This is a genomic window from Micromonospora sp. DT201, from assembly GCF_049841575.1.
In the GTDB taxonomy this organism is placed as follows: domain Bacteria; phylum Actinomycetota; class Actinomycetes; order Mycobacteriales; family Micromonosporaceae; genus Micromonospora.
On sequence record NZ_JBNCKP010000007.1, the window covers coordinates 101,726 to 128,162 of the forward strand.

A 26,437-nucleotide genomic window follows, 5' to 3' on the forward strand; every position below is an offset into this window, starting at 1 on the left:
ATCTCCTCAAGGAGTCGTCCATGAAGAAAACGTCGCTGCGCCTGTCGGTCGTCCTGACCGTGGCGCTGGCCACTTTGTGCCCTGGCGTTCCACCAGCCGTCGCCCACACCGACGCCGGTGCGGTCGCACCGGTGCCGCTGGTCCTGGACGGTCACTTCGACAACGACGGCCTGGACACCAGCGGTGCCCGGGACGGCGACTTCGACGGTGCCAGGAAGGCGTTCCAGGCCGAGGCGCTACCCGCCTCCGGCGTGGTCGACCTCGACGGCGTGCCGTTCCGGTTCCCCTCCGCGGCAGCCGGCGCGAAGAACAACGTGGTCGCGCGCGGGCAGACGATCACCCTGCCCGCGGGCCGCTACCACAGCGCGTACTTCCTGGTCTCCGCGAGCACCGCGGCCGGTTTCGGGGGCAGCGCCTCCGGTGCCGCGACGGTGCGCTACTCCGACGGGACGACCAGCGCGCAACCCCTCACCGCGACCGACTGGATCGGCGGCGGTGGCATCCTCAAGGTGCCGTTCTACAGCCCGGACACCGAGCCGAACGTGCTCGACCCGGTCTCGATGTACACCAGCCGGATCTGGCTCGACCCGGCGCGTACGGCCGTCGGCGTGACGCTGCCGGCGACCGACCCGGTCGCCGCCGGCTCCACCAGTCTGCACGTGTTCGCCGCGTCGCTGCAACCGGTGACCAGCGGACGCAGCCTCGACCTGCGTGGTGTCCGGTCCACCACCAAGCGGATGCCCGGCACCGGCGACCAGGCGGTCGAGGCCACCGTCGTCAACACCGGCAACCAGTGGATCACGGCGCAGGACCGCCTGGTGGTCAGCGTGACCGCCAACGGCGTCCGCACCACCACGGCCGCCACCGTCGGGAGGCTCGCACCCGGTGAGGAGACCCGCGTCCGGGTCGGGATCCGGGGCACGAGCGCCGTCAAGGCCGGCACCAGGGTCTCCGCCGCGGTGACCGCGACGTCGGTGCGGGTGACCACCCGCCGGACGACGACGCTGACCGTCGGTGTGCCCGACTACGTCGCGACCGACGCCTCGCTGGGCAAGCACGAGTCGCCGTACTGGTTCGACGACGCCAAGTTCGGCCTGTTCGTCATGTACGGCCCGTACTCGCTGCCGGCCTGGGCGCCGGCGGGCGAGCTCTGGGCCGAGTGGTACTGGGCGCTGATGACCGATGTCCCGGACCCGCGGACGAAGGACCACCACAAGGCGACGTACGGCGAGGACTTCACGTACGACGACTTCATCAAGGACTTCTCCGCCGAGCGGTTCGACGCGGCCGAATGGGTTCGCCTCTTCGAGCAGTCCGGGGCGAAGTACTACGTGTTCAGCGCCAAGCAGCACGACGGGTACGCGATGTGGGACTCGAAGGTGTCCGGCCGGGACTCGGTCGACCTGGGCCCGAAGCGGGACTTCGTGAAGGAACTCTTCGACGCGTCCCGCACGTACGCGCCGGGCCTGCGCAACGGGCTCTACTTCTCCATGCAGGAGTGGTACAACCCGGACCTGCCGTGGCTCGGCCACGGCCCGATCAACTCGTTCACCGGCGAATCCGTGCCGTACACGGGCTACCAGAGCGGACGCGACTACATCGCCGACTACCAGGTGCCGCAGATGAAGGAGCTGTACACCCAGTACCCGGACCTCGACCTGCTCTGGTGCGACATCCTCGGCCCCGGCGACAGCCGTCAGGTCCAGGCCGGCTTCTTCAACGCCGACAAGAACAAGGCGAAGCCGCGCGACGTCGCGGTCAACGACGTGTGCAGCGTCCCGACCAACGACTTCACCACCACCGCCAACGTCCGGTACAGCAACACCGTCGCGAAGAAGTGGGAGGCGAGCCAGACCATCGAGCCCATCTCCTACGGCTTCAACCAGACGACGCCGCTGAGCTCGTACAAGTCGACCGACCAGGTCGTGGACCAGCTCGTGGATGTGGTGAGCAAGAACGGCAACCTGCTCCTCACGCTCTCACCCCAGGGCGACGGCACGTTCCCGAGCTTCCTCGCCCAGCGGATGCGGGACGTCGGGGCGTGGCTGAAGACCAACGGTGAGGCCGTCTACGGCACCACGTACTGGTCGCGGATGTCGGGGCAGGGCTCACTGCGCTTTACGGTGAAGCCGGACGCGTTCTACGTCATCTCCACGGAGTCGCTCGGCTCGCAGGTCGTCGTCGATGCGCCGGTGCCGATCCGCGCCGGGGACAAGGTGACCCTGCTCGGGTACGACGGCGGACCGCTGAGCTGGAGCCAGCAGAACGGGAAGCTGACCATCCAGATCCCTGCCGCAGCGAGCGCGGTCGGCAAGCACGCGTGGTCCCTGAAGATCAGCCAGTGATCCTCGACTAGCCGCCAGGCGCCGTGCCGACCGGGCACGGCGCCCGGCTCTTTTCGGAGGAGGAAGCTCGCACGCGAAACGGCCCGGCCAGGCATGGTTGCCTGGCCGGGCCGTCGTGCGGATCGAACCGCCCGGTCAACCGACGAACGTCAGCACGTTCCCGTCGTCGTGCCGCCGGTCACGGGAGCGCCGGATGTCCAGGTGTACGAACACCCGCTGCAACCAGCGATCTCGGCCGTCGTAACGAGGAGTGAAGGCGGTGCGGCCGTGCAGGCCGAGGCGGTTGTCCACGAAAGCGAGGTCTCCGGGCTCGAGGATGATCGTGCGCCGGACGTCTGACAGGGCGTCTCCCAACGCGGCCAGCGCGGCGGTCGCCTCGCCGTCCAGCGGCCGGGTGCTTTCGAAGTCCACGATGATGTCGGGATCGTCCGAGCTACCGCGAAGAATCGCTTGCGGATCGGGGACCATGTCGAGCATGCCGAACGAGGCGGGCGGCTCGGTGATGAACCGCGGCTGGTGCAGCACGGCGCGTACCTCGTCGGACAGCAGCGGCAGGGCGCGGCGGATCGACGCCACCTGCAGGCCGGCGACGTTGTCATGGTCGTTGCGGAGGCAGAGCAGCCCGACGTAGTCGGGCCGGCGCGGGTGGAACGCGTTCTCCACGTGCATGTTGAGGGCCACCGAGCCGGCGTTGCCCTGGTACTTCTCCATGCCTGGCACGGGCACGACGTCCTGCACCAGCGCGCCGGTCTTCTCCTCGCGGAAGGACACCAGTTCGCCGAGCTGGAGCCCGATCAGCACCTCGGTCGCGGCGGCGATCGTCGCCACACGCTGCACCGATCCGGGCATCGTGGGCGTGGCCGGCAGGTGACCCTCGCCGATCGGCAGGTGGCGCAACCGCAGCAGCGCGTCGGGGCCGGGGTCGCGTTGGAACTGCCGCAGGGCGTTACGGACCCGTTCCGGGAGCCGAACGGAGGCGCGCCGCGCCTCGTCGAGCCACGCCGGGTCGTCGACGCGGGCGACCGGCAGCGTGGTCAGGTGCAGCGCTGCCGCCTCCAGTTCGTCGTGCTCGGCTGCGGACAGGGCGAATTCTGCATGGACGGGGGTTTCGACGTCGACGGACAAAAGCATCTCCGTTCCTGCATACCGTTCCTTCCGACGTCGGTGCGACGGGAAAGGGCCTTCGGCAGATGAGGTTACGAGCATTTACAGCGTCGCCGAACGCGTAGCCGGGAGCCACCGCCGATTGAAGAATTGACCAATTCGGTCTGGGCTTCAATGACTCGTCGATGCCGGGGTCGCACAATCAAAAACCGGGCCCGCCCGGGGGGAAGGGGCGGACCCGGCGTGTAACGGCCGATCGACGGTCAGAGCGTGACCGGCAGGGAGACCACCGCGCGTACGAAGATGTCCCGGTGGTAGCGGATATCGGACTCGTCGATGTCGAGCCGGATCTTCGGGAAGCGGGTGAGCATGCGGGAAAATGCCGCCTCGATCTCCAATCGGGCCAGGTGGGCGCCGGAGCAGAAGTGGATGCCGTGGCCGAATGACACGTGGGTGATGCGCTTGCGGGTGATGTCGAACCGGCTCGGGTCGTCCACGAAATGCTGCTCGTCCCGATTGGCCGACGTGATTGACAGGATGACGACCTCGTCGGCGGGTATCGTCACGTCGCCGACCGTGATGGGCTCCTTGGTGACCCTCTTGAGGGCGCAGTTCACCGGCGTCACGTACCGGATCAGCTCCTCCACCGCAGTGGGCCAGAGGCTGGGGTCGGCGCGCAGCTGCGCTGCCTGCTCCGGGTGTTGGAGAAGGGCGAGGGCGCCGCCGCCGAGCAGGCCGACGGTGGTCTGGTTGCCGCCGGTCATCAGCGCGATGCAGGTGGAGAGCACCTCGCCGTCGTCGAGCCGCTCCTCGTCCTCGGCGTGGATCAGCGCGGACATGAGGTCGTCCTGCGGGTCGGCGCGCTTGCGGCGGATCAGCGACCGCATGTACGCGGACACCTCGCCGACGGTCTCGTCCAGGATCCCGCTCTCGTCGGAGGCGTCGGTGCGCAGCAGCGTCGCCGACCAGCGATCGAAGTCGGCCCAGTCGGTCTTGGGCACGCCGAGCAGTTCGGCGACCGCCATGATCGGCAGCGGGCTGGCGAGACCGGTGACGAGGTCCGGCTGGTCGGACTCGGCGAGCCGGTCGAGCAGCCCGTCGGCGATCTCCTCGATGGCCGGCCGCATCAGTTCGGTACGCCGCTTGGTGAACGTGCCGGTCAGCTGCTTGCGCAGCCGGGTGTGGCGGGGCGGGTCGACGTCGACGAGGTGGTTGCTCAGCTCCGGGTCGGGCTTGTACTCCCGGCCGAGTTGCCGCGACATGACGGCGTAGAGGCGGTTGATGTCACGACTCAGGCGCTGGTCGGCGAGGAGTGGGCGGACATCGGGGTAACGCGAGACCACCCAGGAGCGGGTGCCGTCGGGAGCCTTGACCTCGCGCACGGGCTCCTCGGTGCGGACCTTCTCCCAGTAGGGGTACGGGTCCTGGGCGAAGTCCTCGGTGTAGAGCCAGTACTTGGACAGCGCTCTGATGCCTGACATCGAGCTTCCCTTCCTGAATGGACTAGCCGGTGGTCTCGAGCGCGACCCGCCGGCTGATAGCGGCCAGCACGGAGCGGCGGATGAGCCCACTGCCGCCGCGGATGAGCATCCAATAGAAACGGAATTTGCGCCGATAATTGTCGCTGGTGCAGAAAACGCGGGTCTCGGTGCTCAAAATGCCATCGGCGTAGCGGAAGTCGAGCGCAATCTTGTTGTAGTCAGGTTCCGAGAAGGCGCGGAACTCGGTGGCCATCGGCCCGTTCAGCTCGGGACTCCCGCGCTCGGACCCGATGACTCCGAACACCATCTCGGTCTCCCGCTCGCCGAGCTGGAGGCCGTCGAAGTCGGCCAGCACCCGCCGGCTGGGTGTCACGTCGTTGCGGCTCACCGCCATCAACAGGCGTCCCAGCTTGGCTTCGCCCCAGGTCACGGCGCGCGCGGCTGTCATGATCCGGTCGGGGGGCGCGTTGATCCGCACCCGATGCACCTCATGGAAGTGCCATTCATCGAGGAAATCGTCGATGAGCATGTCGCCGTGCTGCTCAGCGCTTGTCATGTTCGTCAGCCGTCACTTCCGCGGTAGGCTCCGTCGGCCGAACAGTAAACGGTGATCCGACGACGCGCGGCGGCCCGATAGAAGAATTTGTGCCGGCCGCGGCCGTGTGCTTCGGGCTTTTCGATCCGGTCTTGCTGCCTTCGATGCCCAGCCGATTCACTGTGGATCGCCGACACCGTGTCCCGCGCCTTCGCCGCTGCCAATTCGCCCGCCGAATCCGACTGGCCGATGGGCGCCGCGCGACGCCGCACGGGTCCGGCGTGCGTCGACTTCACCCGATCGGAGAGGTGCCTGAATGGCTGGCATGCGCGGCGACCGGCTGGGTCTCACGGCGGCCCAGTCCGGCATGTGGCTCGCCCAACAACTGGACCTCACCAACCCGACCTACAGCATCGCCGAGTGCGTCGAGATCCGAGGTGCGATCGACCCGGTCCTCTTCGAACGGGCGCTGCGCCGGGTCGTCACCGAGACCGACGCGCTGCGGATCCGTTTCGACAGCGACGACTCGGGGCCGTGGCAGGTCGTGCAGCCCGAGGTCGACTGGTCGATGCACCACGTGGACGTCGCCGACGACGGTGGCCGGGCGGCGGCGGAGGTCTGGATGCGCCGGCAGGCGGACCGGCCCGTCAACCTGTCCAGCGGTCCGGTCTTCACGCACGCACTGATCAAAGTCGCGGCCGACGACTTCATCTGGTTCAACAGATCCCACCACGCGGCCGTCGACGGCTACAGCGGCGCCCTGATCGCCCAGCGCGTCGCGCAGGTCTACACGGCCCTCGTGGACGGCACGCCGGTGGACTCCTCGCCCTTCGGCCGCCTCAGCGACCTGGTCGAGTACGACGCCGCGTACCGCGGATCCGACCAACAGGCCGACGACCGGGAGTACTGGACGAGCCGTTTCGCGGACCGCCCCGTACCGGTCAGCCTGGCCGCCGTACCGCCGGCCGTGCCGCGCGGGCATGAGCGCCTCTCGGGATCGTTCGGACCGGAGCTCACCGCGGCCGTGCTGGAGCTCTCCCGCGAGGCCGGGATGGGCTGGCCCACCGTCGTGCTGGCCGGAACGGCGGCCTACCTGGCCCGGATGACCGGCGTCGGGGACGTCATCCTCGGCATGGCCGTCGCCGGCCGCCAGAAGCCGGCCGCCCGGCGGACCCCCGGCATGGTCTCCAACGCGTTGCCCATCCGCGTGCGGGTGCGCCAGGACTCGTCGGTCGCCGAGCTGCTCGACCGGGTCAACCGTGAACTGCGCCTGGCCCTCCGGCACCAGCGGTACCGCTACGAGGATCTGCACCGGGACCTCGGCCTCGTCGGCACGCGCCAGCGGCTGTGGGGGCCCGAGGCGAACGTCGTGCTGTTCGACTACAACCTGTCGTTCGCCGAGCATCCGGCCAGCGTGCGCGCCTTCGCGCTGGGGCCCGAGGAGGACCTCTCGCTGCTCATCGACGGCAGGTCGACGCGCTCCGGCATGCGTATCGACTTTCACGCCAACGCTGACCTGTACCGGCCGAACGCCCTGGCGAACCACCGTGACCTGCTACGGCACTTCCTGCACGACATGACAACCGGTGACCCACAGCGGTCCGTCGGCCGGCTGACCGTGACGCCGGACGACAGGGCCGGCCGGTTCACCGGCCACACCGTCTACATTCTCGACGCGGCTCTTCGGCCGGTGCCGGCGGGCGGGGTGGGGGAGCTGTACCTGCCGACGGCCGCACCGAAGGCGGCCGGGGTGCTGTTGGCCACCGCGGTCGCCGATCCCTTCGGCGGCACCGGCTCGTCGATGGCACGCACCGGGCAGCTCGTTCGCCGCCACGCCGACGGCATGTTCGAACTCGTCGGCGCACTGCCGGTCCTGGCCGGCCCGACGCCGGAGACGGCCGGCGAGCCCGCACCCGACGACGCGTCGACGGCGGCGAGCCAGCTGGCCACGCTGGCGACGGTGCGTCAGGAGCAACTCCGCGTCCTCTTCGCGGAGGCGCTGTCGAACTCCGGCATCGGCCTGCACGACAACTTCTTCGAGGCCGGCGGGCACTCGCTGACCGCCATCCGCGTGCTCGGCCGCATCCGCGCCACGTTCCGGACCGAGCTGTCGATCAAGACGATCTTCGAGGCGCCGACCGTGGCGCTGCTGGCGGAGCGGATCGAGGAGGCCCGCGAATCGGCGAGGCCCGAGCTGCTCCCGGCCGAACGGCCGGAGCGACTGCCGCTGTCCCTCGGCCAGCGGGGACTCTGGTTCCTCGACCGGCTGGAGGGCCCCAACCCCTCCTACCACCACGGCCTGTCCCTGCGGCTCTCCGGCGACCTCGACCGCGCGGCGCTGCGGCTGGCGATCGGCGACCTGCTGCGGCGGCACGAGAACCTGCGCACCTCCTTCCCGGAGGACGACGGCGAGCCCTGGCAGCGCATCAGCCCGGCGCCTGTCTCGGCACCGGATCTCGAGGTGCGCGACATCGCGCCGGCAGACCTCGCGACCATCCTGCGTGACGCCGCGTCGACACCCTTCGACCTCGCGGCCGAACCCCCGGTACGAGCCCTGCTCTTCGCGCTCTCGCCGACCGATCACGTGTTGATGGTGGTCATGCACCACATCATCAGCGACGGCCTCTCGCTGGAGCCGCTGCTGCTCGACCTGGCGGACGCGTACGTCGCGCGGCTGACCGGAGAGGCACCGCGGCGACCGCCACTCACCGTGCAGTACGCGGACTTCACCGTCTGGCAACGGCGCATCCTCGGCGACGGCGTCGCGCCGACCGCCCCGATGACGCAGCAGGTGGGCTTCTGGCGGACCACGCTGGCGGGCGCTCCGCAGGAGGTCACCTTCCCCGCCGACCACGTCCGCCCCGAGGTGGCCGGACACGCGGGCGACCATCTCGGCTTCGAGATCGATGCGGAGTTGCATGGGCGTTTGACGGCGTTGGCGCGGGAGCGTCAGGTGACGTTGTTCATGGTGTTCCACGCGGCGGTGGCGGTGTTGTTGTCGCGGTTGGGTGCCGGTACGGATGTGGTGTTGGGCAGTCCGGTGGCGGGTCGTGGTGACGCGGCGTTGGACGCGGTGGTGGGGTTTTTCGTCAACACGTTGGTGTTGCGGACGGATCTGAGTGGGGATCCGGAGTTTGGTGAGGTGTTGGCGCGGGTGCGGGAGGGTGACCTGGCCGCGTACGCCAATCAGGATGTGCCGTTCGAGCGGTTGGTCGAGGCGTTGAATCCGGTGCGTTCGTTGGCGCGGCATCCGTTGTTCCAGGTGATGCTGGCGTTGCAGAACGCCTCGGAGTCGAGTCTTGAGCTGCCGGGCCTGCGCGTCACCCCCGAACCCGTCGAGGTCGGCACGGCGAAGTTCGACCTCGAATTGATGCTGGACGAGCACCTGTCCGCCACGGGTGAGCCGTCCGGGATCACCGGCAAGCTGGAGTACAGCGTCGGCCTGTTCACGGCGACCACGGTCGGGCTGCTGGCGGAGCGGCTCATCAAGCTCCTCCGCCAGATCGTCGAGGCGCCAGCGACGCGGATCGGCGCGTTCGACGTCCTCGCCGAGGCGGAGATCGCGCGCGCGGCGGAGCCCGGCGCCCGGCTGGTCCTCGGTCCCGACGGCGAACTGCTCCCGACCGGCGTCCCGGGTGACATCCACATCCTGGCGCGGGCCGACGCGGACGGTGCCGTCGCGGCACCGATCGGCCCGGCCGGCCGGTACCTGCGTCGCACCGGCGAACAGGGACGGTGGCGCGCCGACGGCACCATCGAGATGGTCACCGACGACGCGCCCGACGACGTCGTCGCGGCAGTCGTCCCGGCGGCGCCGCGTCAGCCCCGGACCCCGGCGGAGGAGATCCTCCGCGGCCTCTACGCCGAGATGCTCAACCGCCCGGACGTCGACATCGACAGCGGCTTCTTCGACCTCGGCGGCCACTCGCTGTCCGCGATCCGGCTGCTGAGCCGGATGCGGTCCACCTTCGGAGTCGAGCTGCCGGTACGCGCGCTGTTCGAAGCACCGTCCGTCGCCGAGCTCGCCGGGCGTCTGCAGGCCGGCGCGTCGACCCTGCCGTCCCTGGTGTCCCGGCCACGGCCGGACCTGGTGCCGCTGTCCAGCGCCCAGCGCCGGCTGTGGTTCATCGACCGCTTCGACGGAGTGCCCGGTACCTACAACATGGGGCTCTCCCTGCGGCTCACCGGTGCCGTCGACGTGGCGGCGTTACGGGCGGCGCTCGCCGACGTCATGGTCCGCCACGAGAGTCTGCGCACCGTCTTCCCGGACGTCGACGGCACGCCGTACCAGCTCGTGCTCCCGGCTGGCCTGGTGCGTCCGGAGCTGCCCGTCGTGCCGGTGCCGGTCGGGCAGTTCGGCGCGGCGCTGACCGAGTTCGCCATGGAGGGCTTCGACCTCGCCGCCGCGCCGGCGGTGCGCGCGTGTCTGTTCCGCCTCGCCGACGCTCCCGCCGACGGCGAGCAGGAGCACGTGCTGATGGTGGTGATGCACCACATCATCAGCGACGGGTGGTCTCAGGAGGCGCTGGTCAAGGACCTCGCCACCGCGTACACCGCCCGGCTCGGCGGTGCCGAGCCTGCCTTCACACCGCTGCCCGTGCAGTACGCGGACTACGCGCTCTGGGAGCGCGAGGTCCACGGTGACGAGCAGGACGAGCAGAGCCGCATCGGACAGCAGCTGCGGTACTGGCGCGAGCACCTCGCCGGCCTGCCCGAGGAGATGGCGTTGCCGCTCGACCGGGTCCGCCCCGGCGTGGCGTCCTACCGCGGCGGGGTGATCGGCTTCGAGATCGATGCGGAGTTGCATGGGCGTTTGACGGCGTTGGCGCGGGAGCGTCAGGTGACGTTGTTCATGGTGTTCCACGCGGCGGTGGCGGTGTTGTTGTCGCGGTTGGGTGCCGGTACGGATGTGGTGTTGGGCAGTCCGGTGGCGGGTCGTGGTGACGCGGCGTTGGACGCGGTGGTGGGGTTTTTCGTCAACACGTTGGTGTTGCGGACGGATCTGAGTGGGGATCCGGAGTTTGGTGAGGTGTTGGCGCGGGTGCGGGAGGGTGACCTGGCCGCGTACGCCAATCAGGATGTGCCGTTCGAGCGGTTGGTCGAGGCGTTGAATCCGGTGCGTTCGTTGGCGCGGCATCCGTTGTTCCAGGTGATGCTGGCGTTGCAGAACGCCTCGGAGTCGAGCCTGGAGTTGCCGGGTCTGCGCGTCACCCCCGAACCCGTCGAACTGCCCATCGCGAAGTGGGACCTTCTCTTCGAGCTGGACGAGCGGGTCGACGGCGGCGGGATCGACGGCCGCCTCGAGTTCGCCACCGATATCTTCGACGCGAGCACGGCTCAGGCCATCGCCGACCGGTTGCTCATCGTCCTGCGCGCGGTCTCCGCCGACGCGTCGCGGCCGATCGGTCAGCTCGACCTGCTCAGCACCGCGGAGCGGGAGACCGTGCTGACCCGGTGGGGGAGGGGCCTGGACGCGGCCGAACCGGACCAGTCGGTGCCCGAGGCGTTCGCCGAGCAGGTGCGCCGGGTCCCGGACGCCACCGCCGTGCTCGACGCCTCCGGATCGAGGACGTACCGGCAGGTCGACGCCAGGGTGAACCAGCTGTCCCATCGGCTCCTGCGCCTCGGCGTGCGGACCGAAACGGCCGTGGGGATGCTGCTCCGGCACGGCCTCGACGTGCCGGTGGCACAGTTGGGCGTGCTGCGGGCCGGAGGCGTCGTCTGTCCGCTCGACGCCCGCCACCCCGACGACCGACTGCGCTGGCAGCTCGACGACAGCGGCTGCGTCGCTGTCGTCACCGACCGGGCGAACGAGATGCGCGCGACCGCGGTCGCCAACGGCCGGCCGGTCATCGTGCTGGATGCCGAGGACGCCCTGGCGGGCGAGCCCACCACGGTGCCCGCAGTGACGGTGCACCCCGATCAGGCGATGTCCGTGTTGTACACCTCCGGCTCGACCGGGCTGCCCAAGGGGGTGGTGATCCGGCAGCGGGCCGTCCTCAGCTTCGTCGCCGACCCTCGCTTCGGGGACGGGTACGACGTCGTCATCAACCACTCGCCGCTCGCCTTCGACGCCTCGACGTTCGAGCTGTGGCGGGCGCTGCTGCACGGCGGCGCCGCCGTGATGGTCGACGAGGAACTGGACCCGGCCGTGGTGCGCGGTTTCGCCGAACGGGGAGCGCGCCGTTTGTTCCTCACCTCCGGGCTGTTCCGGGCGCTGGCCGAGGAGGACCCCGAGTGCTTCGGCGGGTTCGAGGAGGTCTGGACCGGCGGTGACGTGGTGCCGCCGAAGCTGGTGCGCCAGGCGCTCTCGGCCAACCCGGGGCTGACCGTGGTCGACGTCTACGGACCGACCGAGACCACGTCGTACGCCACCACCTTCAGCATCCGGCCCGAGGACGACGTGCCGAATCCCATCCCGATCGGTGTGCCGCTGCACGACATGCGGGCGTACGTCCTGGACGAGCGCCTCAACCCCGTACCGCCTCGGGTGGAAGGCGAGCTGTACCTCGGCGGCGGCCACGCGCGCGGCTATCTGCACCGCCCGGGCGCCACCGCGGACCACTTCGTGGCGGACCCGTTCGGCCCCGCCGGAGGCAGGCTCTACCGCACCGGAGACCGGGTCCGCTGGCGCACCGACGGCGCTCTGGAGTTCACCGGCCGTGCCGATTCGCAGGTCAAGATCCGTGGCTTCCGGATCGAGCTGGGCGAGATCGAGGCTGTGCTCGGCGCGCACCCGGTGGTGCGGGACGTGGCGGTCGAGGTGTCCCGCAGCGAACGCGGCGACAAGCGGATCGTCGCGTACGTCGTGCCCGCCGTGGACCGGGAGGCGTTCGACGGCGAGGCGTTGCGGGAGCACGCGCGGGCCCGACTGGCGGAGTACATGCTGCCGGCGGCGATCATGACGCTGGAGCAGCTGCCGTTGACCGCGAACGGCAAGCTGGACCGGCGCGCGTTGCCCGCGCCCGACTTCGCCGCCGCGGCGGGGACCGTCGCGGCACGCGACGAGCGGGAGCAGCGGCTGTGCGACCTGTTCGCCGACGTTCTCAGCGTGCCGTCGGTGGGCATCGAGGATAGCTTCTTCGAGCTCGGCGGCGACAGCATCCTCTCGATCCAACTGGTCGCCCGGGCCCGTCGCGCGGGACTGGTCATGACGGCGAAGGACATCTTCGAGCACCAGACGGTCGCCCGGCTGGCGAAGATCGCCGCGGAGGCCGGCAGCGAGCAGCAGTCCCACCGGACCGGCGGCGACGTCGGTCGCTTCCCGCTCACGCCGGTGATGCACTGGTGGCGGGAGCGGGGCGGCACGCTCGACCGGTTCAACCAGACCGCCGTCGTCACCGTGCCGGCGGGGCTGGGCGAGGAACGGCTGGCCGCAGCCGTGCAGGCGGTCGTCGACGGGCACGGCGCCCTGCGGCTGACCCTCTCCGGGACGGAACGGGAGTGGATCCCGGAGATCCGCCCGGTGGGCGCGGTGCGAGCGGCCGACGTCGTCCGGCGGGTCGAGGTGGCCGGTGCCGACGATGTCCGGCTGCGGGAGGTCCTCGCGGCGGAGGCGGAAGCCGCCTGGCAGCGGCTCGATCCACTGAACGGCACATCCGTCCAGATCGTGTGGTTCGACGCCGGGCCGCAGCAGTCCGGGCGGCTCCTGGTCACGGCGCACCACCTGGCCGTGGACGGCGTCTCCTGGCGCATTCTGCTGCCCGATCTGCAGCAGGCCTGGGAGACGGCCGGTGCTGGCACGCCGAGCCTGGAGCCGGCCACGATGTCCGTGCGGCGCTGGGCCGAGCGCCTGGTCGTCGCGGCGCACGAACCGACCCGCGTCGCCGAGCTGCCCGGCTGGGAGCGGCTGCTGCGTGAGCCGGAGCCCGCCCTCGGCGACCCGTCCGTGGGTGTCTGTGGGACAGGTCGGCGGCTCACCGTCACCCTGCCGGCCGACCGTACCGCCGCGGTCCTGACCACGGTCCCCAAGGCGTACCGGGCGAGAGTGGACGACGTCCTGCTCGCCGCGCTGGCCGCGGTCGTGCTCGACGCGCGCCGGGCGCGCGGCCTCGACAACGGCGGCGGCATCCTGGTCAACCTGGAGAGCCACGGTCGCGAAGAGATCGCCTCGAACATCGACCTGTCCCGAACGGTCGGCTGGTTCACCAGCATCTGCCCCGTACGCCTCGACCCGGAGGTGACCGAGTGGCACGACTTCTGGGCGGGTGGCCGGTCCGTGGGCCGGGCCATCAAGAGCGTCAAGGAGCAACTGGCCGGGCTGACCGACCGCGGGCTCGGGTACGGGCTGCTGCGCTACCTCAACCCGGAGACCGCGCCGCGGCTGGCTGCCCTGGCCGCTCCACAGATCAGCTTCAACTACCTCGGTCGCTTCGACACCGCCGGCCCGGAGCCCGCGGCCGACTGGGCCCTGGCGGCCGAGGCGGGCGACATCGCCGACGCGGCCGAGGTCGACGCGCCACTCATGCACCCGCTCGAGGTGACCGTCGTGACCCGCGACGGGCCGGGCGGCCCCTGCCTCCAGGCGACCTGGGCCTGGTCGGAGCCGGCCCTGTCCGAGCAGGACGTACGACGCTTCGCCGACGCCTGGCACCGGGCCCTCGACGTCTTCGCCGACCACGCCGGTCAGGCGGACGCCGGCGGGCACACGCCATCAGACCTGTCCCTGATGTCGATCTCGCAGGACGACATCGATCTCGTTGAATCCGACTGGAGGATGCTGTAGTGACCCGGCAGAAACCCGAGGACATCCTCCCGCTGTCACCCCTGCAGGAGGGCCTGCTCTTCCACTCGCTGCTCGACCCGGACGGCGCGGACAGCTACACCGTGCAGTCGGTGTTCGCGCTGCACGGCGACCTCGACACGGCGGCGTTGCAGGCCGCGGTGCGGGCGCTGTGGCGTCGGCACAGCATCCTGCGCACCGGCTTCCTGCACGAGCGCCTCGCGCAGCCGGTGCAGGTGGTCGCCCGGGAGCTGGACGCGCCCTGGGCAGAACTGGACCTCAGCGGCGTCGACGGCGAGCAACGCCTCGACGAGTTCCTCGCCGAGGACCGGGCCCGCCGGTTCGACCTCACCCGCGCGCCGCTGGCCCGGGTGACCCTGGTACGGCTCGGGGAGCAGCGCCACGTGCTGGTCCTCACCAACCACCACATCCTCCTCGACGGCTGGTCGATGCCGGTGCTCATCGGTGAGCTGCTCGACCTGTACGAGAGCCACGGCGACGACCGGCAGTTGCCGCCGGCGCCCCCGTTCCGCGACTACATCGCCTGGCTCCGGTCGCAGGACCAGGCGACGGCCCGCAGGGCCTGGATGGACGCGCTCGCCGGGCTCGATGCCGGCACCCGGCTGCTGCCCGACAGCGCGGCTCGGGCGGGTGTCCAGCTGCCGGCCGTCACCGCGCTGCCGGTCGACGTGACGGCCAGGCTGGCCGCGCTGACCCGCCAGCACAACCTCACCATGAACACCGTGGTGCAGGGCGCGTGGGCGCTGCTACTGAGCCATCTGACCGGCCACGACGACGTCGTCTTCGGTGCCACGGTGTCCGGACGGCCACCGGAGCTGCCGGACGTCGAGCGCATGGTCGGGCTGCTGATCAACACCCAGCCCGTCCGCGCCGTGATCCGGCCGGCCGAGCGGCTCATCGACCTGCTGCTGCGTCTGCGGGACGCCCAGGTCGCCCTGATCCCGCACCAGCACGTCGGCCTGCGCGAGATCCAGCAGGCGGTGGGCATCGGCGACCTGTTCGACACCCTCGTCGTCTTCGAGAACTTTCCCATGGGGAACGCCGGCAGCCGTCGGCTTGTCGACGGCGTCGAGGCGGAGTTCCTGGACAGCCACGACGAGACGCACTATGCGCTCGGGCTCATCGCGGACGTCACCGACGAGCGCCTGCAACTGCGCCTCAACTACGCGCCCGAGTTGTTCGACGACGAGCGGGCACAGTCGGTGCTAGAGCTGCTCGTCCGTGTGATCGAGACGATCGCCGCCGACCCGCAGCGCCAGGTCGCCGGCTGCGACCTGCTCAGCGCCCCGGAACGCGAGGCGATCGAGCTGTGGAACGGCACCGGCCACGATGTCCCGGTGACCACGCTCCCGTCCTGGTTCGAGGCGCAGGCCGCCGCGACGCCGGACGCGGTAGCGGTGGTGTTCGAGGCTGAGCAGGTCACCTACGCGGAACTCAACGCCCGGGCGAACCGTCTGGCCCGCCTGCTGATCGCCCGCGGGATCGGTCCCGAGCGGCAGGTCGTCGTCGGCGTGCCGCGCTCGGTGGAACTCATCACGGCCCTGTACGCGGTGCAGAAGACCGGTGCCGCGTACCTGCCCCTGGACCCCGACTACCCGGCGGACCGCATCGCGTACGTCCTCGACGACGCCCGCCCGCCCATCGTGCTCGCCGGCTCCGCGGTGGCCGACCGCTTCGGCGGGACCGGCGTACCGGTGCTGGTGCTCGACGACCCGGACACCACGGCGGCCCTCGCCGGTCTCCCGGACGGCGACGTCACCGACGCCGAGCGCACCGCGCCGCTGCGGCCGGAACACCCCGCGTACGTCATCTACACCTCCGGATCGACCGGACGGCCGAAGGGCGTCGTGGTGCCGCACACCGGCATCGTGAACCGGCTCGCCTGGATGCAGGACCGCTACGGACTGACACCGCTGGACCGGGTGCTGCAGAAGACCCCCGCCGGCTTCGACGTCTCGGTGTGGGAGTTCTTCTGGCCGCTGCTGGTCGGCTCGACGCTGGTCGTGGCACAGCCCGAGGGACACCGCGACCCGCAGTACCTGGCCGAGTTGATCATCCGCGAGCGGATCACCACCGTCCACTTCGTACCGTCGATGCTCCAGATCTTCCTGGAGGAGCCGCTCGCCGCCGGCTGCACCGGCCTGCGCCGCGTCATCTGCAGCGGTGAGGCGCTCGGCTCCGAGCTGCGCGACCAGTTCTTCACCGTGCTGAGCGGCGTCGGGCTGCACAACCTCTACGGCCCGACCGAGGCGTCCGTCGACGTGACGTCCTGGGAGTGCCACCCGGCCGACACGGCCTCGGTGCCGATCGGCGGCCCGGTCTGGAACACCCGCGTCTACGTGCTCGACAGCGCGCTGCGGCCGGTGCCGCCCGGCGTCGCGGGCGATCTCTACCTGGCCGGCGTCCAACTCGCGCGCGGCTACCACCGCCGCCCGGGCCTCACCGCCGAGCGGTTCGTCAGCGACGTCGCCGGACGCCCCGGCGACCGCATGTACCGCACCGGCGACATCGCCAGGTGGCGGGCCGACGGCGTGCTGGACTTCCTCGGCCGCGCGGACCACCAGGTCAAGCTGCGGGGATTCCGCATCGAGACCGGTGAGATCGAGGCGGTGCTCGGCGACCACGTCACGGTGTCCACGGCAGCGGTCGTGCTGCGTGAGGACCGTCCCGGGGACCGGCGCCTCGTCGCGTACGTGGTGCCGGCCGCCGAGGCCGAGCCGCCCGCCGAGGCCGACCTGCGGGCGCATGCCGCGGCGGCGCTGCCCGAGTACATGGTGCCGTCGGCGATCGTCGTGCTGGAGCAGCTTCCGCTGACACCCAACGGCAAGCTGGACCGGCGCGCGTTGCCGGCTCCCGTCATGTCCGGCAGCGGACGTTCGCGTGCCCCGCGCACCGCACAGGAGCAACTGCTCTGCGACCTGATCGCCGAGGTGCTGCCGGTGCCGCAGGTCCGGGTCACCGACGACTTCTTCGAGCTCGGCGGCGACTCCCTGCTCGCCGTGCGCCTGGCCGGCCGGATCCGGGCCGTCGCGGGCGTCGAGGTGCCGGTGCGGGCGGTCTTCGAGAATCCGACCGCCGCCGCCCTCGCCCGCCGATTGGACTCCGCGGCTGCCGCCCGCCCGCCGCTGCGCCCGGCCCTGCGGCCGGACGTTATGCCGCTGTCGTTCGCGCAGCAGCGCCTCTGGCTGCTCGACACCATCGAGGCCGACGGGTCGGCGTACAACAACCCGGTGGCCCTGCGCCTCACCGGACGCCTCGACGTCGACGCTCTCCAGGCGGCGCTGGCCGACGTGACGGCCCGACACGAGATTCTGCGGACGTGCTACCCGGCCGTCGACGGCGAGCCCTATCAGCGCATCCTCGACCCGACCGAGATGCCGCTGCTGCTCGACCGGCACACGGTGTCGCCGGCAGAGCTGTCGTATCGGCTGCGGGCGGCCGTGCAGGTGCCCTTCGACCTCGCCACCGAGCCGCCGGTACGCGCGGTGCTGTTCACCACAGCGCCCGACGAGCACGTCCTGCTCGTGGTCGTGCACCACATCGCCACCGACGGATGGTCGAACGCTCCGCTCGCCCGGGACCTCTCCGTGGCGTACGCCGCCCGCTGGGCCGGCTCCGAGCTGGGTCTGCCAGCCCTCGCCCTGCAGTACGCCGACTACGCGCTGTGGCAGCGCCAGCTGCTCGGCGCCGAGTCGGAGCAGGACAGCGTGTTCTCCCGGCAGCTCGGCTACTGGCGGCTCGCGCTCGCCGGCCTGCCCGAGGAGACGGCGCTGCCCACCGACCGGCCACGGCCGGCGACGCCGACGTACGGCGCGGCCCAGTCCACCTTCGACATCTCCGCCGACCTGCACCGGAAGCTGACCGACCTGGCCCGGCGCTACCAGGTCAGCATGTTCATGGTGTTGCAGGCCGGCCTGTCGGCGCTCCTGTCGCGGCTCGGCGCTGGACCGGACCTGGCCATCGGCAGCCCGGTAGCCGGGCGCGGCGACGAGGCGCTGGACGACCTCGTGGGGTTCTTCGTGAACACGCTGGTCCTGCGCGCCAACCTGGACGGCGACCCGGCCTTCGCCGCGCTGTTGCGCCAGGTACGCGAGACCGACCTGGCAGCGTACGCGAACCAGGATGTGCCATTCGAGCGTCTGGTCGAGCTCGTCAACCCGGTCCGCTCGCTGTCCCGGCACCCGCTCTTCCAGGTGATGCTGACCCTGCAGAACACTGCCGTACCGTCCCTGGCGCTACCCGGACTGCAGGTCGGGCCGATCGAGGCAGATGTGACGTCCGCCCGCTTCGACCTGCTCTTCGAGCTGGCCGAGAAGCGCGACGCGGACGGGTCGTCGGCGGGCCTGGGTGGACGGCTGCACTACAGCACCGACCTCTTCGATGCCGGCACGGCCGCCCGGATCGCCGACTGGCTGGTCCGCCTGCTGGAGAGCGCGGCCGCCGACCCGACCCGTCGGGTCAGCGACCTGCAGTACCTGTCGGCCGAGCAACGGCGCCAGGCGCTCGCGTACGGCGACGGCGGTTCGGCGCCGGTCCGGTCTGCCACGCTCGCCGCGTTGGTCGACGAGCACGTCCGGCGTAACCCTGCCGCGCTTGCCGTGGCCGGTCCGGTGCCGCTGACGTACGGGCAGCTCGCGGATCGCGCCCGCGCTGTCGCCGCGCTGGTGGCCGACCACGGGGTTCGGGACAGCGCAGTGGTGGCCCTGGCGCTGCCGCCCGGGCCTGACCTGCTGGTGGCGGCGCTCGGTGTCCTCCAGGCGGGTGGAGTCTGCCTGCCGCTGGTGGGTACCACGATCCCCGCCGGGACGAAACCGGTCCTGGTGCTCGCGTCCGGGTCGGACGGCCCGTTCCTGGGCGACCTCACCCCGGTCTGCCGGTTGGAGGACGCGGCACCGGCGGCGGTCGCGGCATCGGTGACCGTTGCGGCTTCCGCGCCCGCGCTGATCTGCGGACACGAGTCCATCCTGTTCGACCACGGCGCTGTCGGCCGCTTCGCGACCCGGGCGGCCACGACGCACCGGGCGCTGACCGGACGGGTGGCCGTCCGCCTGCCGGACGCGCACCCGTTGCTGCTGCACTGGCTGCTCGCGCCGCTGGCCGCCGGCGGCTCGCTGACCTTCGCCGACACCGCCGACACGGGCCCGGAGCTGATCGTGACGGACGCGGCGGGCGCGTCGGCCGGGACCGTCGGCGCGGCCGAACTGGTAGTGCTCGGGACACCGCCGGCCGGGACCCCGGACGGCGTCGTGGTCCGCACCGAGTACGGCCCGGCGGAGACCGCGTGCGGCGCTGGCCGCGCACGGCCCGGAAAGCACGGCCGGGCGCGCGGTGCCATCGCCATCCTGGAGCGCCCGGCACCGGGTCAGCGGACCTACCTGCTCGACGACAAGCTGCGGCCGGTCGCGCCGGGCGTTGCCGCGGAGATCTACGTCGGGGGCGACCTGCTCGCCCGCGGCTACCAAGGGCGCCCGGCCGCGACGGCGGCGCGCCTGCTGGCCGACCCGTTCGGCCCGCCGGGATCGATCATGGTGCGCACCGGTGACCTGGGACGGCGCGACAGTTCCGGAGACCTGCTCGTGCTGGGACGACGGAACACCGGCACGCGGGGGCACGGGCTCACCGTCGACCCCGCGACGATCGAAGCCGCGCTGGCCGGGCACCCGGCGGTGCGCCGGGCGGTGGTGACCGTGCGCGACCTGCCCGATGGGGGAACACGCCTGTTGGCGTACGCCGTCACGGACGACGCGGCGGCGACCGGTGTCGTCCTGCGGGAACACCTCGCGGACGCCCTGCCGCCGCACGCGGTGCCGGCGGCCGTCGTCGTACTGACGGATCTGCCCGTCACCGCCGACGGCGCGGTGGACCGGGCGGCCCTGCCCGAACCGGTGTCCGAGGAGCCGGGCGACGCCAGCCCACGGACTCCGGCGGAACGACTCCTGGCCGAGATCTTCGCCGACGTGCTCGGCCGGCCGGTGGTGGGACGCCACGACGACTTCTTCGAGCTGGGTGGTCACTCGCTGCTGGCCGGCCGGCTCGCCAACCGCATTCGTTCGGCCTTCGACTGTGAACTGGGGGTACGCGTCGTGTTCGAGGCGCCGACTGTTGCCGGGATAGCGGAACGACTGGGCGGCGCCGAGCCGGCCCGCAGCGGGGTGACGCGTGTCGACCGGCCCGCCGAACTGCCACTGTCGTATGCGCAGCAGGGGTTGTGGTTCGTGAACCAGGCCTCCAGCGAGGACAGCGAGGCCTACCACATCCCGCTGGTGCTGCGGCTGCGCGGCGAGCTGGACCGGGCCGCGCTGACCGCCGCCTTCGACGCCGTACTGGTGCGGCACGAGAGCCTGCGGACCATCTTCCCGGACAGTTCCGGGCGGCCGTGGCAGCGGGTCCTCGAACCCGCCGAGGCGCGCCTGGAGCTGACCGAGTCGGCGGTGACCGAGGAGTCCCTGGAGGATGCCGTCCGGGCCGTCACCCAGCGGCCGTTCAACCTGTCGGCCGAGATCCCGCTGCGGGCGGCGCTGCTGCGTCTGGCACCTGACGACCACGTGCTGGTGGTGTCGATGCACCACATCGCCACCGATGGCTGGTCGACTGCGGTGCTGGCCGAGGACTTCTCCGCGGCGTACCGGGCCGCCGCGACCGGGCAGGAGCCGCGGCTCGCGCCGCTGCCGGTCCAGTTCGCCGACTACACGCTCTGGCAGCGCGCCACGCTCGGCGTCGAGGACGACGCGGACAGCGCGGTCGCCAAGCAGCGCGCGTACTGGGAGAACGAACTGGCGGACCTGCCCGCCGAGATCACCCTGCCCTGGGACCGGGCCCGCCCCCAGCAGGCGGGACACCGGAGCGGCGAGTGGTGGTTCGAGCTGACGCCGGAGCTGCACCGGGACCTGCACGACTTCGCCCGGCGCCACCGGTGCACCCCGTTCATGGTGCTGCACGCCGCACTGTCCGCGTTGCTCACCCGGCTCGGCGCCGGCACCGACATTCCGGTCGGCACACCGGTGGCCGGCCGCGGTGACGTGGTCCTCGAAGAGCTGATCGGCTACTTCGTCAACATGCTGGTGCTGCGGACCGACACCGCCGGCTCACCGTCGTTCGAGGACCTCGTGGCGTCGGTGCGCGAGGCCGACCTCGCCGCCTTCGCGAACCAGGACCTGCCGTTCGACCGAGTCGTCGAGGCGCTCAACCCGGAGCGGGTCAACGGCCGGCACCCGCTGTTCCAGGTCGCGCTGGTGCTGCAGAACACCCCCGAGCCCGAGCTGCGCCTGCCCGGCGTCACCGCCGAGATACTCACCCGCGGCAGCGGCACCGCCAAGTTCGACCTGTCGCTCAGCCTCGACGAGCGGTTCGGCGCGGACGGCGTCCCGGCCGGCGTCGAGAGCGTCGTGGAGTACGACAGCGACCTGTTCGACGAGGAGACGGTCGCGCGCTTCGCGAGCCAGTTCCAGCAGTTCCTCACGGGTGCCCTCGCCGAGCCGGCGCAGTCCATCGGCCGGATCGACATCCTCACCGCCGAGGAACGGCACGACCTGATCGCCGGATGGAACGGGGAGGTGCGCAGCACGCCTACGGCGACCCTGCCGGAGCTCTTCGCGGCCCAGGTCGCGGCCCACCCGGACCAGCCGGCGATCACCGTCGGGGAGCAGCAGCTCACCTACGCCGAGCTCGCGGCCCGCGCGGACGATCTGGCGCGGGTCCTCGCCGGCGCCGGCGCCGGCCCCGGCTCCTACGTCACCCTGATCCTGCCCCGGTCCGTCGACATGGTCGCCGCGATCCTGGCGACGCTGCGGACCGGTGCGGCGTACGTGCCGATCGACGCCGACCTGCCCGCCGGACGGATCGAGCTGATTCTCGACGACGTCGCCCCCGCCGCGGTCGTCACCACCTCGGCGATCCGCGACCGCATACCGGCCAGCGTGCCACAGGTGATCGTCGACGACCTCACCGTCCCGGCGGACGCCGCCGAGGTCCCGCCGTCCCGGGCGCTGCCGGAGGCACCGGCTTACGTCATCTACACCTCGGGGTCGACCGGGCAGCCCAAGGGCGTCGTCGTCACGCACCACAACGTGGTCCGGCTCTTCGAACGCACCCGGCCGTGGTTCGAGTTCGGCGCGGACGACGTGTGGACCCTGTTCCACAGCTACGCCTTCGACTTCTCGGTGTGGGAGATCTGGGGGCCGCTGCTGCACGGCGGCCGGCTGGTCGTGGTCGGCGACGACGACCGCCGCGACCCGGATCGCCTCCTCGACCTGCTGGTGCGCGAGAAGGTGACGGTGCTCAACCAGACGCCGATGATGTTCTACCGGCTGATTCAGGCGGACCTCACCTCCGGGCGCAGCGCCGGGGAGCTGAGCCTGCGCACTGTCGTCTTCGGCGGCGAGGCCCTCGACCTGCGCCGGCTGGCGGACTGGTACGGCCGGCACGCCGACACCGCGCCCAGGCTGGTCAACATGTACGGCATCACCGAGACCACTGTGCACGTGTCCTACCTGGAACTGGACTCCGCCATGGCCGCCGCCGCCGGCAGCGCGAGCCTGATCGGCGCTGGCATCCCCGACCTGCGGCTGTACGTCCTCGACGACCGGCTCAATCCGGCGCCGGTGGGTGTGGCCGGTGAGCTGTACGTCGCCGGCGACGGCCTGGCGCTCGGTTACCTGAACCGGGCCGGGCTCAGCGGCCACCGTTTCGTCGCCGACCCGTTCGGTGTCGCCGGCGATCGGATGTACCGCACCGGCGATGTGGCGCGGTGGCTGCGCGACGGTCGGTTGGAGTACCTCGGCCGCGCGGATCACCAGGTGAAGATCCGTGGTCACCGAATCGAGCTCGGCGAGATCGAGGCGGCCCTGCTCACCCACGCGGAGGTGGCGCAGGCGGTGGTCCTCGCCGTCACCGACGACGTCGGCTCCGATCGGCTGGTCGCGTACGTCGTGCCCGCCGGTCCGCAGGCGCCCGCCGCCGCGTCGCTGCGGGAGCACCTCACCGCCACGCTGCCGGCCTACATGGTTCCGGCGGTCTTCGTCCCGCTGTACGCGCTGCCGCTGACCCGGAACGGAAAGCTCGACCGCAAGGCGCTGCCGGCCCCGGTCGCGGCGGTGGAGGAGGCCCCGCAGAGCGGCGAGGCACCCACGGGCGTCGAGGAGGAGAAGCTGGCCCAGTTGTTCGCGGAGACGCTGCGGGTGACCGCGGTCGGCGCGGACGACAGCTTCTTCGACCTGGGCGGCGACAGCATCGTGTCGATCCAGCTGGTCAGCCGGGCGCGCCAGGAGGGCCTGACGCTGACGCCGAAGGACATCTTCACCCACAAGACCGTGCGGGCGCTCGCCGCTGTTGTGCGGGAGACCGGCGTCAGCCGGCCCGCGGAGGCGGACGCTTCGGCCGGCATCGGCGACCTGCCGCTGACCCCGATCATGCACTGGGCCCGGGAGCGCGGCGGCCCGATCGACCGCTACCAGCAGCACGCGCTGCTCCGGCTGCCCGACGGCTGCGACGAGACTCGACTCACCCGCACCCTGCAAGCCCTGCTCGACCACCACGACGTCCTGCGACTGCGGCTCACCCGCCGTCTCCAGAACGTCGTCTGGTCGCTCGAGGTGCCGCCCCGCGGCACGGTGGACGCGGCGGGTGTGCTGAGGCGCGTCGACGTGTCGGGTGTCGGGCCCGAGGAGGCGGAGCAGGTGATTCGCGACGAGTTCGTCGCGGCCTGCGACCGGCTCGACCCCGAGGCGAGCGTCATGGTGCAGGCGGTCTGGTTCGACGGGGGCCAGGACCAGCGCGGCCGACTGCTGATCGTGGCGCACCACCTGGTCATCGACGCCGTCTCGTGGCGCGTCCTGTTGCCCGACCTCCAGGACGCCTGGGTGCAGGTGGCGGTCGGCCGGGAGCCGGTGCTGCGGCGCCTGTCCACCTCGTACCGGGAGTGGGCGAACCGCCTGGTCGCCGAGTCGGCCGATCCCCAGCGGATGGAGGAGCTGCCGTACTGGGCCGAGACGCTGGCCGGCGTCACGCCGGTGATTCCGCAGCCCCTGATCCCGTCGCGCGACACCAACGGCACCGTGCGCGAGGTGCGGGTGGTGCTGCCGGCGGAGTCGACCGAGGCGCTGTTGACGAAGGCGCCGGCACTGTTCCGCGCCCGCATCGAGGAGGTGTTGCTGGCGGCGCTGTCCGCCGCCGTCGTCACCTGGCGTCGGTCGACCGGCCTGGGCGACGACAGCGAGGTCGTCATCGACATGGAGGGTCACGGCCGCGAGGACGTCGGTGACGGTGTGGACGTCTCCCAGGCGATCGGTTGGTTCACCTCGCTCTATCCGGTGCGCCTGGCACCCGGTGTGGCGGAGCTGGCCGACCTGCGGGACGGCACCGCCGTGGGCAGCATGATCAAGGCGGTGAAGGAGCAGGTCAGGGCCGTTCCCGGTAAGGGCATTGGCTACGGCATGCTGCGGTACCTCAACCCGCAGACGGTGGCTGTGCTCGCCGCGATGCCGCGTCCGCAGATCGTCTTCAACTACCTGGGCCGGTACGACGTCTTCGCCGGCTCCGGCGCGGAACCCTGGGACCTGATCGGCACCGACCTGCCGGCCGCCGACGCGGACGTGCCGGCCACGCACGCGATCGAGGTCAAGGCGTCCGCCCAGAACCCCGGTGACGGCACCCGGTTGACGGTGAGCTTCGCCTGGCCGGAGGCGCTGCTGGCGGAGGAGGCCGTCGAGACGCTCGCCGAGCACTGGACCGCCGCCCTCGAGGCGATCGTCGCGCACGCGGCGCTGCCGGACGCGGGCGGTCGCACCCCGGCCGACCTTCCCGGCCTGGACATCACCCAGGCCGACATCGACCTGCTGGAGGCGTCCTACCCCGACCTGGAGGACCTCCTGCCGCTGGCGCCCCTCCAGGAGGGCATGCTCTTCCTCGCCACCTACGACGACGCCGACACCGATCTCTACAACGTCCAGACGATATACACGTTGAACGGCGCCCTGGATCCGGCGGCCTTGCGCAAGGCGGCGCAGGGGGTGCTGCACCGTCACGAGAACCTGCGCAGCGGCTTCGCGTACGAGGGGCTGACCAAGCCGGTCGCGGTGGTACTCGGCGCGTCGGAGGTGCCCTGGCGCGAGATCGACCTCTCCGGTCTCGACGAAGAGCGGCGTGCCGAACAGGTCGCCGCCGTGCTGGCCGAGGACCGCGTCCACCGCTTCGACCTGGCGCGACCGCCGCTCGTACGGTTCACGCTGATCCGACTCGCGGACGGCGACCACCGTCTGGTGTTCACGGCGCACCACATCCTCGTCGACGGCTGGTCGCTGCCCACGATCACCGCCGAACTCGCCGAGATCTACGACGAGGGCGACGAGGGCGGGCTGCCGCCGGTCGTCGCGTACCGGAGCTACCTTGACTGGCTGGCCGCACAGGACCACCCGACGTCGTTGGCGGCCTGGCGCGAGGCCCTTGCCGGCCTGGCCGAGCCGGCGCTGGTCGCCCCGGTGGATCCCGGGCGCCGGCCGATTGTGCCCGAGGAGGTCGCCGTCGACCTCGACGAGGCGCTGCTGGGCACGCTGCGCACGCAGGCCCGCCGGCACGACGTCACCTTCAACACGCTGATCCAGGGCTGCTGGGGTCTGCTGATCGCGCAGCTCACCGGCCGCGACGACGTGGTGTTCGGCGCGACCGTCTCGGGACGGCCGCCGCAGATCCCGGGCGTCGACCGGATGGTCGGGCTGTTGATCAACACGCTGCCGGTCCGGGTCCGGGTCCGCGGCGCCGACACCCTCGCCGAGCTGTTCGCCGGCCTGCAGCAGTGGCAGACCGATCTGCTGGACCACCACCACGTCTCGCTCGCCGACATCCAGCGGGAGGTTGGTGGGGGAGAACTCTTCGACACGCTGGTGGTCAACGAGAACTTCCCGTTCGACGCGGACGGTCTGGCCGAGACCGGCACCGGCCTCGGTCTGGTCGACATGGAGACGGTGGACGCGACGCACTACCCGCTTCACCTGATGGTCGTCCCGGGTCCCTCCGGGGAGCTGCGGCTGCGACTGGCGTACCGGCCGGACATCTTCGACCGCGACACCGCCGCAGGGCTCGTCGACCGGCTCTGCCAGTTGTTGACGACCGTCGCGGCCGAGCCGGATCAACGGGTGGCTGCGCTCGACACGCTCTCCGTCGGCGAGCGGGCCGGGTTGGTCGAGGCGTACAACGCGACGGCGCGGCCGGTGGAGCCGGCCACGCTCGTGGAACT

At 71.4% G+C, this 26,437-nt stretch carries 5 protein-coding genes and 1 pseudogene; 3 read left to right on the forward strand and 3 right to left on the reverse strand.

The genetic code is table 11. The features are described 5' to 3' along the window. Positions 1–20 precede the first annotated feature (20 nt). Positions 21–2,345, forward strand: coding sequence for an alpha-L-fucosidase (locus ACLQ28_RS15075; RefSeq protein WP_425686891.1), 2,325 nt, complete (start codon positions 21–23; stop codon positions 2,343–2,345). Positions 2,346–2,480: 135 nt separating this feature from the next. Here the strand turns inward: ACLQ28_RS15075 and ACLQ28_RS15080 are convergent, their stop codons facing one another. From ACLQ28_RS15080 to ACLQ28_RS15090, 3 genes are all read right to left on the reverse strand, one after another. After that, on the reverse strand, positions 2,481–3,476 hold the full coding sequence (locus ACLQ28_RS15080) for a TauD/TfdA family dioxygenase (RefSeq protein ID WP_425686892.1): 996 nt from the start codon (positions 3,474–3,476) through the stop codon (positions 2,481–2,483). Positions 3,477–3,712: 236 nt separating this feature from the next. Next, positions 3,713–4,930 carry a cytochrome P450 family protein gene (locus tag ACLQ28_RS15085; RefSeq protein WP_425686893.1) on the reverse strand — a complete coding sequence of 406 codons (1,218 nt, stop codon included), beginning with the start codon at positions 4,928–4,930 and terminating at the stop codon, positions 3,713–3,715. 22 nt (positions 4,931–4,952) lie between these two features. Continuing rightward, complete coding sequence (locus ACLQ28_RS15090) at positions 4,953–5,486, reverse strand: hypothetical protein (protein WP_425686894.1); 534 nt, start codon at positions 5,484–5,486, stop codon at positions 4,953–4,955. A gap of 295 nt (positions 5,487–5,781) precedes the next feature. On the opposite strand from ACLQ28_RS15090, the gene ACLQ28_RS15095 reads away from it, so the two are divergent. Next, positions 5,782–14,190 carry an amino acid adenylation domain-containing protein gene (locus ACLQ28_RS15095; RefSeq protein ID WP_425686895.1) on the forward strand — a complete coding sequence of 2,803 codons (8,409 nt, stop codon included), beginning with the start codon at positions 5,782–5,784 and terminating at the stop codon, positions 14,188–14,190. Beyond that, positions 14,190–26,369: pseudogene (locus ACLQ28_RS15100) on the forward strand (amino acid adenylation domain-containing protein); the annotation flags it as partial. The gene ACLQ28_RS15095 and the pseudogene ACLQ28_RS15100, both read left to right, overlap by 1 nt. Positions 26,370–26,437 lie beyond the last annotated feature (68 nt).